Genomic DNA, 11,737 nt, shown 5'->3' with positions numbered 1-11,737 from the left:
CAAGGAGGCGTTATGGCTGCGCTACCGGATAAAGAAAAGTTGTTGCGTAATTTTCTGCGTTGCGCTAATTGGGAAGAGAAATACCTGTACATTATTGAACTGGGTCAGCGTTTGCCGGAACTAAACGACGACTTACGCTGCCCGGAAAATAGCATTCAGGGATGCCAAAGCCAGGTATGGATTGTTATGCGTCAGAATGGCGAAGGGATTATTGAATTACAGGGCGACAGTGATGCGGCAATTGTGAAAGGGCTTATTGCCGTGGTATTCATTTTGTATGATCGCATGACGGCCCAGGATATTGTGAATTTTGATGTGCGCCCGTGGTTTGAAAAAATGGCGCTCGCACAGCATCTCACACCGTCTCGTTCACAAGGGCTGGAGGCGATGATTCGGGCTATTCGCGCCAAAGCCGCAACTCTTAGCTAAACTGATAAAACACGTCAACTTTCAGACCGACTTGAAAGCGTTCGTGTAAGGCAACGCAGTGACTCGTAGGCCGGATCGGGCGCTCGCCGCCGTCCGGCAAGAACGCCAGGGGGGTGAGTGAGTATGAAACGCGCGTCTGTTATTACGTTAATGCTAATCGGCGCCTACAGCGCTATTCAGGCCGCATGGGCGGTCGATTATCCTTTGCCCCAGGCGAACAGCCGCCTTGTTGGGCAAAACCAAACCTACACCGTGCAGGAAGGCGATAAAAACCTACAGGCGATAGCCCGTAAGTTTGATACCGCTGCAATGCTGATCCTTGAAGCCAACAATACTATTGCCCCCGTACCTAAACCCGGAACGCTGATCACTATTCCCTCACAATTACTGCTACCGGATGCACCACGCGAAGGCATTATTGTGAATCTGGCGGAATTGCGTCTGTATTACTTCCCGCCGGGAGAGAATATTGTTCAGGTATTCCCGATTGGTATCGGTTTGCAGGGGCTGGAAACGCCGGTAATGGAAACCCGGGTTGGGCAGAAAATCCCGAATCCAACCTGGACCCCGACACCAGGCATCCGTAAACGCTCTCTGGAGCGCGGCATCACATTACCGCCTGTTGTACCTGCCGGACCAAATAACCCGTTAGGACGCTTTGCACTGCGTCTGGCGCATGGAAACGGTGAATATCTGATTCATGGCACCAGCGCGCCGGACAGCGTGGGCCTGCGAGTGAGTTCTGGGTGTATTCGCATGAACGCGCCGGATATCAAAGCGTTGTTTGCTCAGGTCCGCACAGGCACGCCGGTCAGGGTGATTAATGAGCCGATAAAATATTCGATAGAGCCGAACGGCATGAGGTATGTCGAAGTGCATCGACCGCTGTCGCCTGAAGAGGAACAAAACGTCCAGACCATGCCGTATGTGTTACCAGCCGGCTTTACCCAGTTTAAAGACAATAAAGCGGTGGACAACAGTCTGGTGGAAAGGGCGTTGTATCGTCGTGCAGGTTATCCGGTCACCGTCACTGCCGGGCAAGCATCGGTCGCGAGCAATGGGCCAGAAGTGAAGTCTGCGCAAAATGGTGTGCCGGGAGAAGATGCTGAGGTGCGCGCTACGCAATAACAGGGAAGGGGAATTCAGAGCAAAAAAAATGGCGCACAATGTGCGCCATTTTTATTACACAGATACTATTACTTGCGGTATTTAGTAGCTGCGTTGTCCAGACGCTGGTTAGCGCGAGCTGCGTCATCTTTAGCAGCCTGAACGTCGGAACGCATTGCGTTCACGTCGTTGCTCAGCTGGTCAACTTTAGCGTTCAGAGTCTGAACGTCAGAAGACAGCTGATCGATTTTAGCGTTGCTGGAGCAACCTGCCAGCAGAGTAGAACCCAGGATTACCGCGCCCAGTACCAGTTTAGTACGATTCATTATTAATACCCTCTAGATTGAGTTAATCTCCATGTAGCGTTACAAGTATTACACAAAGTTTTTTATGTTGAGAATATTTTTTTGATGGGAATGCACTTATTTTTGATCGTTCGCTCAAAGAAGCATCGAATTGTGCAAAAACGGCTAAAAAACCGAGTGAAAACAGAAAGCTTCCATCGGATTCATCTTAGATAATCACGGATTAGATAGTGAAATCCGATTTGATTTTTTATTAATTGTGGCTATCGATTAAATAAAAAAAGCGCCACCAGGGCGCTTTTTTAAGCAAATTAATTCGCGATGGAATTATTACAGCACGTGAACGGATGCGGTGTTGGTGGTGCCGCTCGGAACCAGTGCACCAGAAACCATAACTACAACGTCACCTTTCTGAGCCAGACCGCTTTCCAGAGCGACTTCTTTACCCAGGCGATAGAAATCATCGGTAGAGCTGATTTCTTTAACCACCTGTGCAACAACGCCTTTGCTCAGCACCAGCTGACGCGCGGTAGTTTCGTTGGTGGTCAGCGCCAGGATGGTAGCATCCGGGAAGTATTTACGTACTGCACGAGCAGATTTACCACCCTGGGTTGCGACGACGATCAGCGGCGCGTCCAGTTTTTCAGCAGTTTCAACCGCGCCACGGCAAACGGCTTCGGTGATGCGCAGTTTGCGGCTGTCGTTGTTGAAGTCCAGACGGCTGGTCATCACACGGTCAGTACGCTCACAGATGGTCGCCATGATGGTAACGGCTTCCAGCGGGTATTTACCTTTTGCTGACTCGCCAGACAGCATTACTGCGTCGGTACCGTCGAGGATGGCGTTCGCTACGTCACCGGCTTCTGCACGGGTCGGACGCGGGTTTTTGATCATGGAATCCAGCATCTGGGTCGCAGTGATAACGACTTTACGTGCGCGGATACATTTTTCGATGATCATTTTCTGCGCGAAGATAACTTCTTCAACCGGGATCTCAACGCCCATATCGCCACGCGCAACCATGATGCCGTCAGACGCTTCGAGGATTTCGTCGAAGTTGTTCAGGCCTTCCTGGTTTTCGATTTTGGAGATGATCTGGATGTTTTCGCCGCCGTGCGCTTTCAGGTGCTCACGGATTTCAACGACGTCAGAACGTTTACGGATAAAGGACGCTGCAACGAAGTCAACGCCTTGCTCGCAACCGAAGATCAGGTCTTGTTTGTCTTTTTCAGCCAGTGCTGGCAGTGCGATGGAAACGCCCGGCAGGTTAACACCTTTGTTTTCGCCCAGGTCGCCGTTGTTCAGCACTTTACAGATAACTTTGTTACCTTCGATGGCGGTAACTTCCATGCCGATCAGACCATCGTCAACCAGAACGGTGTTGCCGACGGACAGATCTTTCGTGAAGCCTTCATAAGTAACAGCAACGATTTCGTTGTTGCCTACGACAGATTTGTCGGTGGTGAAGGTGAAGGTCTGGCCTGCTTTCAGGGAAACGTCGTTACCGCCTTCCAGTTTGATGGTACGGATTTCCGGACCTTTGGTGTCGAGCAGGATTGCTGCTTTCTTGCCGGTTTTGCTCATGACGTTGCGCAAATTCTTGATGCGCTGACCGTGTTCTGCATAGTCGCCGTGAGAGAAGTTCAGACGCATGACGTTCATGCCCGCGTCCAGCATTTTGGTTAACATCTCTTCGGATTCGGTTTTCGGACCGATGGTGCAAACAATTTTCGTCTTTTTCATGACAGTCTTAGTCTTTAAGTTGAGAAGGATATGGAAATCTGGCTCCCGCCGCGCACGGACGGGAAGCTAAACCTGAGTTACGAAAGTTGTGATGCCTCGCTCTAAGGATAGGTGACATCGAAAGAGCGTGCAGAGGAATGTGTGCTTGTGTTTCAGCCCAACGGGATGGTGAGTTTTGTAGTCGTTGAGTTTTACAGGTCAATGTGCTGAAACCATTCAAGAGACAATTGGCGCGCATTATACGCTGAAAATTATCAAAAAGGAAAATGGAAACAGCGTTTCAAAACACTTCTGTGCAGTTTTACAAAAAATATTCATTAATTTGTTCAGGTGTATGGATAAAGCAGTTGTTTGCAGCCGTGGTTTGTTGCGCAACACGCTGTAAGCGCCATCCCGATGCCTGTATTTTGCGCGCATTCCGTCACCCACAAAGACATATTTCTAAAAGTTATATCAAATACTTTTTAATTCATTTTAAAAGACCATTCCGCTGATTACACTCGTTTGGACATCCATACTGCTAAACAGCCAAAAGCGATAGCAGAAGAACAATAAGCAGCAGCGGATACCCAAACGACATGATTGTCCTGAAAAATATTTCGAAAGTGTTTACGCCAGGCAGGCTTGCCATTACCGCTGTCGATGACGTCAACCTGACGGTTGAACAGGGACAGATTTACGGCATTATTGGTTACAGCGGGGCAGGCAAAAGCACCTTAATTCGTTTGCTTAATGGGCTGGAAAAACCGACCTCCGGCAGCGTGACGATTAACGGCCACGATATCTCTGCCGCCCGCGGGGAATCGTTACGCCAGGCACGACTGAAAATCAGCATGGTGTTTCAACACTTCAATTTGCTGTGGTCACGGACCGTTAGCGAAAATATTGCTTTCTCTATGCAAATCGCTGGCGCGTCCAAAGCGTCCATCAAACAGCGGGTTGCTGAACTGATTACGCTGGTTGGGCTGAGCGGTCGTGAAAATGCGTATCCGTCCCAGCTCAGCGGCGGGCAAAAACAGCGTGTAGGAATTGCCCGCGCGCTGGCGAACAATCCGGATGTCCTGCTGTGTGACGAAGCCACCTCGGCGCTGGATCCGCAAACTACCGATCAGATCCTCGATTTACTCCTCGATATTAACCGTCGCTTCAAATTGACCATTGTGCTGATCACTCATGAAATGCACGTAGTACGCAAAATCTGCGATCGCGTGGCGGTAATGGAAAATGGCAAAGTTGTTGAGGAAGGCGACGTACTCAGCGTCTTTACCCATCCACAGCAGCCGATCACCCGACAGTTCGTTCGTCAGGTGAGCCAGTACACCGAGGAAGACGAGTTTAATCCGCAGTTGGCAAGCGAGCTTGGCGGCGTAGTTATCAAGCTTACGTTTACCGGGCAACGCACGCACCGGCCTGTGGTTGGCGAGTTGACCCTGCGCTATGGGCTGCCATTCAATATCTTGCACGGCAAAATGACGCAAACCGCACACGGTGTGTTTGGTCAACTTTGGGTGCACGTGGTGGCCTCTGAGGAACAATTGAACAATATTTTGGCCGACCTGCGCCAGAGCGACATTGAAGGCGAGGTGATTCAACATGGCTGAAGAACTGTTTCCCCATCTGAAGTGGGAGCAACTTTAGCGGCAACCCAGGAAACGCTGTATATGACGGCCCTTTCGGGTGCTGCGACCTTTATTCTGGGCATCGCGCTTGGTCTGGCATTGTTCCTGACCGCGCGCGGCGGATTGTTCCCCAACCGAGCGGTATATAGCGCTATTTCGCTGGTGGTGAATATCTTTCGTTCAATCCCATTCATCATTTTGATCGTGCTGCTGATCCCGTTTACCAAAGCGATGGTAGGCACCATTCTCGGCGCCAATGCCGCGTTGCCTGCGCTGATCGTCGGTGCTGCGCCGTTTTATGCACGTCTGGTCGAAATCGCTCTGCGTGAAGTGGATAAAGGCGTTATTGAAGCGACACGTTCGATGGGCGCACGGCTGAGCACGCTTATTTTTCGGGTTTTACTGCCGGAATCCTCTCCTGCTCTGGTGTCCGGGATCACCGTGACGCTAATTGCGCTGGTTAGCTACAGCGCGATGGCAGGGGTAATTGGTGCCGGTGGTTTAGGGAATTTGGCCTATCTGGAAGGATTCCAGCGCAACCACAGCGACGTCACGCTGGTGGCGACGGTGACGATTTTGCTCATTGTCTTCATCATCCAGCTTTGCGGCGATGTGATCACCTCTCTGTTAGATAAACGCTAATAAAATACGGAAACCATCATCATGAAAAAATCACTGACGTTACTCGCCGCAGCGACCTTAAGCGCCCTGAGCTTTGCCTCCTGGGCAGACACTCTGACCGTTGGTGCGTCTAACGTGCCGCACGCGGAGATCCTTGAACAGGCCAAACCGATTCTGGCGAAACAGGGGATCGATCTGGAGATTAAACCGTTCCAAGATTACATTCTGCCGAACACCGCGCTGGCTGGTCGTGAGATTGACGCTAACTACTTCCAGCATATTCCGTACCTGAACAGTGTGATAAAAGATCATGCGGGCGATAAAACGTATGACTTCGTCAGCGCCGGAGCAATTCACATTGAGCCAATTGGTATCTATTCGAAAAAAGTGAAATCGCTTAAAGATCTACCGGAAGGCGGCAAAGTCATCATGCGCGACGCGGTATCTGAGGAAGGCCGTATTCTGTCGATTTTCGAAAAAGAGGGTGTTATTAAGCTGAAGCCGGGCGTGGATAAAGTAACCGCGCGCATTAGCGATATCGTCGAAAACCCGAAAAAGCTGAAGTTCCTGCCAAACGTGGAAGCCGCGCTGTTACCGCAGATGTATAACAACGACGAAGGCGATGCGGTGGTGATTAACGCCAACTACGCCATCGACGCCGGGCTGGATCCGGTGAAAGATCCGATTGCCGTTGAAAGCGGTGAAAACAACCCGTACGCCAACATCATTACCGTGCATCGTGGCGACGAGAAGAAGAAGGATATCGTCGCATTGGTCGATGTCCTGCACTCCAAAGAAATCCAGGACTGGATCCGTACTAAATATAAAGGCGCGGTGATCCCGGTTAATAACTGATCCGCTGTTTGCTGAGTGGCGGCAGTGCCTTATCCGGCCTACGACGTCTTGTAGGCCGGGTAAAACGCGTTCACGCAGAACTACACTCGCTCAATTCTCGCTGGCAACCCCTGACGCACCGACGCACCCGACACCCAGTCAAGCCAGGTATTGGCAACCTGCCGGGTAGGATCCGCAAAGCCCAAATCATTGAGATTAATCCCTGACTTTATCTGTGCATCAAATGCCATTGGCTTGCCGTCGAGCGTATGCTGAGCTGCGCCCATCTCTTTATGCCCGTAACCGTGTTCAATGGCGATGACACCCGGCATGACGCCATGCAGCAGACTTATCTGCGCTTGCGCCTGACCGCCAGGGGTGGTGATACGCACGATATCGCCATGTGCTAAACCATACCGCTGACCATCCTGCGGATTGAGCGCCACCAGATTAACCGGTTTCAGATGATGAAGGCGTGGGATAACCGCCGTGGCGCTGGACATGGTATTGGATTTAAAGGAAATCAGTTTCAACGGCCACTCTTGTTCCGGGAACAACTCCTCGACCGCACGTCCATCAGACAGACGTGAAGGATACCAGGCCGGGCAACCGCTGTAGCGCTCGCCGGTAATTGCATGACGGTGCGCGGCGACGTTCGCATTCCAGATTTGGAGCGGTTTTTCCCAGGCATTGCCGACGCGGTTATCAACTCGTCCGCTGATGTCCGGCGCAAAGCGCCCGCCGCGGGAGTAGATAAACGCAACTCGGCTGATTTCATCGGGTTTCAGCGTTTGGGTCATCACAGGCATGATCCGCTGTACTCCGGTCAGCGCTATGTCTTCCGGCTGTGCCTCTGCAACCGGGGCTTTGCCCATAAACGCAATATTGGCGGCGAGGCGCAGGTAGTAATCTTCCGCACGATTCAACGGATAGTGATTACCTTGCGGATCGGTAATCGCATTGTCGCCGAATCCAGGTAGCCCAATGCGCTTTGCCACTGCGATACAGAAAGATTCGATCGAGGCCGATTGACCGTCAGCCGTGAGGCTGGTCGCAGGTCTGACGACAGGCCAACGCGCGGTGGTGGCTTTGCTGGCCACGCCTGCCCACGGAGCGCTAAATCCCCAGCTTTCGAAGTTGTGGGTATCCGGCACGATGTAATCTGCCAGCGCCGTGGTTTCGTTCATAAAGGCGTCAATCGCGATAAACAGCGGCAAGCGAGCAGGATCCTTGAGCTTTTCTTCCGCCACGCCACGTAATCCCGCAATGCCGTAAAACGGGTTGGTCATGTTTGAGATCCAGGCTTTCAGCGGATAAGGGTAACCTTCAAGCGCTGAGACGAGGAGTTCGGTAAGCTGACCTGCGACAAACGGATACCAAGGGGCCTTAGCCGGGAAGGGGGATTGTCCGGCAGCTACCTTATTGCGGTACTCTTCGGAAGACTCATAAGCGGTTTTACTGCGCGCGATGCTTAACCCTTTCGGCTTTACCTTCCCGGCGAAGCTGTCCATGTTGTAGCGCGGACCGTCGGTGGCACCATTGAATTTGCCGCCACCAACAAACACACCGCCTTCAAGACTGAGGTTGCCAATCAGCGCATTGAGCATCATTACCGACCAGGCATTATAAAATCCATTGCCTGCCATCATTCCACCGTGCGTAATTACTGCCGCTTTACGTCCGTGGCGGGTGAATGCGTCGGCCAGAGCGCCAATGTCTGCTTCTGACACCCCACACTGCTGGCTGTACTGCGTTAGCGACAGTTTCTCTGCGGACTCTTGCAGACACTGGAAGCTGCTTTTTACCGTTACCGTCTGCCCGTCAGCCAGCGTCACCTCGCGGGTAACAAACAGTTGCGCACGCGGGCAACTGTTGGCGGCGACAATCTCACCGGCCTCGTTGACGACCACCGGCTCCTGGGCGGCGTTTGTGCTCAGATGGGCGAGGGTCAGGTGTTGTCCGGCAAGCGTTGGAATTTCATCGGTAATCACAAGATGAGTGGCGTTAGTCCAGCTTTTTTCTCCTGCCTGCTGCATGGCCTGCACGCCGGGAATGGCGAGATAATCAGCGTTATAGCGTTGTTTATCGATAATCCAGCTTATCATCCCCATCGCCAGCGCGGAGTCGCTTCCCGGTCGTACGGGCTGCCAGTGGCCGCGATCGTCAGCCAGCACCGTGGTTAATGGCAGGGCGGGCGCTACCACAACATAGCGGAAGTCGTCACGTAAACGGGCGCTGGCCAACTGGCGGGCCTGGCGCTTAAACGGGTTGCCGGATTGCGCCGGAGAGGTGCCCATAAACAGCGCGAATTCGACGTTATCCCAGTCTGGTTTCACGTGGGTATTTTTATCCAGATCGCCCATTAACGCGCCGGAACCGGCCCGATAGGCCAGACCGCAGTAAGCGCCATGAGCACCGAAATTTTTACTGCCGAAACTGTTCAGTGCGAAGCGACGTAAAAAGGTATCACGTCCTTCATCGCTGGTATTAGTGACCAGCAGTTGATTGGATTTTGGGCCAAAGCCGGGATGTTTCGCATCAAGCGGTGTAGCGGGATCGTGGATGGCTCTCAGACCATCAACGTGGCCTTCACCAAACAGATCTCCGCCTTCCACCACCTCTTTGATCAGCTGTTCGAAGCTGATGCGCTGCCATTTTCCCTCACCGCGCTTACCGACGCGCTTCATGGGCTCCAGAATACGTAACGGGCTGTACAGACCTTCGAGTAAAGTTGCACCACGGGCGCAGGCGGTGGAACGTGCGTCAAGACCTGACTCCCCGGCCAACTGTTCCATTGCCGTGGTAAAGGGGACGGAGGCGTCTATATGGTGCTCGTGCGACAACGGATGATAAGGGTTGCCCGCAATGCGCAGCACCTTGCCTTGCTCAGTGTCAACGCGAACCCGCACGCCACACTGCGTCCAGCAACCAAAACACTGTGTCATGGAGATCACCTGCTGCGGGTTTTGCTGCCAGTGCGGCCGGGCGTTGGCTTCAGGGATGAGCGCGTTTGCAAAGATGCGGTCACGGGTAATTTTGCCCGAGGTTCCGTCCAGCAAACCGTCTATCGCGCGCTTTGCCACATCCCGATAACTCAGGCCAAAAGTCACCATGCCACCTACGGCAAGGCCCACTTTAAGCCACTGACGACGGGTTAAATTAGCCATGTTGCATTCTCCTTGCGATCGCGTTCAGGGCTTCACGAACAATAATAATCAGTGCTATCCACAGGCCGAAGGTACCCACAATGGCCAGCCAGCCATCGGTGCCGCCGGGCAGGGTGTAGGGATTAAACTGCGCGTTAAATTTCGGTATGGTCTGCACCTGGATGAGTAACGTCCAGCGCATTAGCCAGCACAGCGCCATGGCGCTAAAAGCGAGTAATATACGCAGCGGTAGCGACAAGGGGTAACGTACAACCAACCCGCAAAGAACAAGTGAAATAAGCCATAACGCAACCCAACCGATAGCGTAGTGTTGTGCTGAAGAAGCCACATCCAGCCATTGGCGGATAGCCGAACCGGAAAGCGTATTACCGCTCGCCCAGATCAACACCACGATAGCCAGTGCGATCAACGTGACCATTTGCCCCCACGCTAGCTTACGCGGCAGTACGTCCTTGTTATTTGTCGTGGCAATAAGCAGGGCAAGAAACGTTTGCAGCGCGCTGAGGAACATCGCAACCGGAAAGGCGTAACTGAACCAGATGGGACGCGCCTGCACCACCGACACTTCACGGCCGGTGTAAACCAGCAATCCGATGGCGGACAGTGCGCTACCAAGTGCTAACCATTTTGTGACGTTGTAACTTTTTAGCGTTAGCCGTTTAACGTGCTGCGCCAGAAACCACAGACCTAAAAAACCGGTAAACAGCGGTAAGAACAGTGCGCCCCACGGCATCCAGGACCACGGCGTCGGATACGCATAGAAATGCCAGACGCGGGCGGTTTGGTGTAGATCAGCGGTCAGCGCCAGCGGTGCGGTAATCGCGCAGGTCAGGGCGATCAACAGCGTCAGATTCTCCAGATCTGCCGTTTCTTTTTTGCGCCAGTGGAGAACGCAGGCAAACAGTGCGGCGCAGGCGGCAATGCCAATGAAAAAGAAATATTGTACGGCCCAGGGTAACCAGCTTACGTCCTGGGGATGGGCCAGAACCTCGTCGATAATTAGTGAATGGTTCATTTAAACCTCCTGCCAGAGAGCGGGTTGAGCACGTCCAATCAATGGGGTGACAAATGCCTCATCCAGTCCCAGATAGAACACGTGAGGAGACGTACCGCTTTCCGGCTTCAGGACTTTGATGGTGTCATGGTGTTCATGCAGCATTTGTGAAATGCGGCTGTGTGGATCTTTAATATCACCAATGATGCGCGCGCCGCCGACGCAGGATTCTACACAGGCCGGAAGCAGCCCCGCTTCGAGGCGGTGAACGCAGAAGGTACATTTATCGGCGGTTTGCGTTTCATGGTTGATGAATCGCGCATCATAAGGGCAGGCCTGCACGCAATAGGCGCAGCCAACGCAGCGTGTGTTGTCGACCACCACGATGCCGTCTTCGCGTTGGAAAGTGGCCTGTACCGGGCAAACGGGCACGCAAGGGGGATTATCACAATGGTTGCATAGTCGCGGCAGCAGGACGTTGGTGACGCTTTGCTGACCTTCAATCTGTACTTGATACTGGTTGACGAGGGTACGAAATTCGCCCTGTGGCGTCTGGTTTTCAATGGCGCAACTGACGGTACAGGCCTGGCAGCCAATACAGCGTCGCAGGTCAACCAGCATGGCGTAGCGATGCTGTTGTGAGCCTTCATGGCGTTCAGGCGAAAAGGGAAATTGTGCCTGAGCCAGCGGTACCAGTGATGCGCCAGCGGTCAGGACGCCCAGTTGCTGGAGAAACTGCCGTTTACTGCTGTCCATATTTTCTCCCGTCACGATGCAACAACGAAACATTGGTCACGCCGTTGATTTGCGTGTGATGAATAAAGAATCTCAATGATTTACAGTGTAAAAATCGTGACGGGGTATACTCTATTGTGGTTAACCACATACCCGGCTTGTTGTTGATCTAAAACAACATAA

Annotated in this window: 10 protein-coding genes and 1 pseudogene; 5 read left to right on the top strand and 6 right to left on the bottom strand. The window is 52.7% G+C overall.

Annotation, left to right across the window (positions count from 1 at the left end; genetic code table 11):
* The first annotated feature begins 12 nt into the window (after positions 1–12).
* A complete protein-coding gene (gene sufE / locus SK33_RS13305; RefSeq protein ID WP_003029378.1) occupies positions 13–429 on the top strand; it encodes a cysteine desulfuration protein SufE in 417 nt (138 codons plus the stop codon).
* A 123-nt stretch (positions 430–552) separates the two neighbouring features.
* The gene (gene ldtE / locus SK33_RS13300; RefSeq protein WP_003029376.1) at positions 553–1,557 is read left to right on the top strand and encodes a L,D-transpeptidase LdtE; all 1,005 of its coding nucleotides are present in this window, start codon (positions 553–555) and stop codon (positions 1,555–1,557) included.
* Positions 1,558–1,625: 68 nt separating this feature from the next.
* On the opposite strand, the gene lpp is transcribed toward ldtE, so the two are convergent.
* From lpp to ynhH, 3 genes are all read right to left on the bottom strand, one after another.
* Positions 1,626–1,862 carry a murein lipoprotein Lpp gene (gene lpp / locus SK33_RS13295; protein WP_003029373.1) on the bottom strand — a complete coding sequence of 79 codons (237 nt, stop codon included), beginning with the start codon at positions 1,860–1,862 and terminating at the stop codon, positions 1,626–1,628.
* Between the two features lie 309 nt (positions 1,863–2,171).
* Positions 2,172–3,584 carry a pyruvate kinase PykF gene (gene pykF / locus SK33_RS13290; protein WP_003029366.1) on the bottom strand — a complete coding sequence of 471 codons (1,413 nt, stop codon included), beginning with the start codon at positions 3,582–3,584 and terminating at the stop codon, positions 2,172–2,174.
* Positions 3,585–3,591: 7 nt separating this feature from the next.
* Positions 3,592–3,786, bottom strand: coding sequence for a protein YnhH (gene ynhH, locus SK33_RS26440; protein WP_242637968.1), 195 nt, complete (start codon positions 3,784–3,786; stop codon positions 3,592–3,594).
* A 376-nt stretch (positions 3,787–4,162) separates the two neighbouring features.
* Between ynhH and SK33_RS13285 the strand changes: the two genes are divergently transcribed.
* The 3 genes and pseudogenes from SK33_RS13285 (at position 4,163) to SK33_RS13275 (ending at position 6,679) form a co-directional block, all read left to right on the top strand.
* Positions 4,163–5,185, top strand: coding sequence for a methionine ABC transporter ATP-binding protein (locus SK33_RS13285; RefSeq protein ID WP_048219006.1), 1,023 nt, complete (start codon positions 4,163–4,165; stop codon positions 5,183–5,185).
* A pseudogene (locus tag SK33_RS13280) lies at positions 5,178–5,845 on the top strand (methionine ABC transporter permease). Before SK33_RS13285 ends, SK33_RS13280 begins: the two are co-directional and overlap by 8 nt.
* Before the next feature lie 21 nt (positions 5,846–5,866).
* Entirely contained in the window at positions 5,867–6,679 is an 813-nt protein-coding gene (locus SK33_RS13275) for a MetQ/NlpA family ABC transporter substrate-binding protein (RefSeq protein ID WP_003029358.1), read from the top strand.
* 80 nt (positions 6,680–6,759) lie between these two features.
* On the opposite strand, the gene ttrA is transcribed toward SK33_RS13275, so the two are convergent.
* Genes ttrA through ttrB form a run of 3 tightly spaced genes read right to left on the bottom strand, consistent with a single transcriptional unit; the run spans position 6,760 to position 11,575 of the window.
* Positions 6,760–9,825, bottom strand: a complete 3,066-nt coding sequence (gene ttrA, locus SK33_RS13270) for a tetrathionate reductase subunit TtrA (RefSeq protein ID WP_048219004.1) — start codon at positions 9,823–9,825, stop codon at positions 6,760–6,762.
* Positions 9,818–10,840, bottom strand: a complete 1,023-nt coding sequence (gene ttrC / locus SK33_RS13265; RefSeq protein WP_048219003.1) for a tetrathionate reductase subunit TtrC — start codon at positions 10,838–10,840, stop codon at positions 9,818–9,820. The genes ttrA and ttrC overlap by 8 nt, the downstream gene beginning before the upstream one ends.
* Positions 10,841–11,575, bottom strand: a complete 735-nt coding sequence (gene ttrB, locus SK33_RS13260; protein WP_003029352.1) for a tetrathionate reductase subunit TtrB — start codon at positions 11,573–11,575, stop codon at positions 10,841–10,843.
* Positions 11,576–11,737: the final 162 nt, after the last annotated feature.

The organism is Citrobacter sp. MGH103 (assembly GCF_001034475.2).
Taxonomy (GTDB): Bacteria; Pseudomonadota; Gammaproteobacteria; order Enterobacterales; family Enterobacteriaceae; genus Citrobacter; species Citrobacter freundii.
The sequence above is the reverse complement of the archived record's forward strand: the minus strand, read 5'-3'. Positions and strand labels throughout refer to the sequence as shown.

Coding starts and splice junctions, on each gene's coding strand:
- lpp (WP_003029373.1), bottom strand. CDS start 1,862: ATGAATCGTACTAAACTGGTACTGGGCGCGGTAATCCTGGGTTCTACT.
- ttrB (WP_003029352.1), bottom strand. CDS start 11,575: ATGGACAGCAGTAAACGGCAGTTTCTCCAGCAACTGGGCGTCCTGACC.
- sufE (WP_003029378.1), top strand. CDS start 13: ATGGCTGCGCTACCGGATAAAGAAAAGTTGTTGCGTAATTTTCTGCGT.
- ldtE (WP_003029376.1), top strand. CDS start 553: ATGAAACGCGCGTCTGTTATTACGTTAATGCTAATCGGCGCCTACAGC.
- ttrC (WP_048219003.1), bottom strand. CDS start 10,840: ATGAACCATTCACTAATTATCGACGAGGTTCTGGCCCATCCCCAGGAC.
- ttrA (WP_048219004.1), bottom strand. CDS start 9,825: ATGGCTAATTTAACCCGTCGTCAGTGGCTTAAAGTGGGCCTTGCCGTA.
- pykF (WP_003029366.1), bottom strand. CDS start 3,584: ATGAAAAAGACGAAAATTGTTTGCACCATCGGTCCGAAAACCGAATCC.
- SK33_RS13285 (WP_048219006.1), top strand. CDS start 4,163: ATGATTGTCCTGAAAAATATTTCGAAAGTGTTTACGCCAGGCAGGCTT.
- SK33_RS13275 (WP_003029358.1), top strand. CDS start 5,867: ATGAAAAAATCACTGACGTTACTCGCCGCAGCGACCTTAAGCGCCCTG.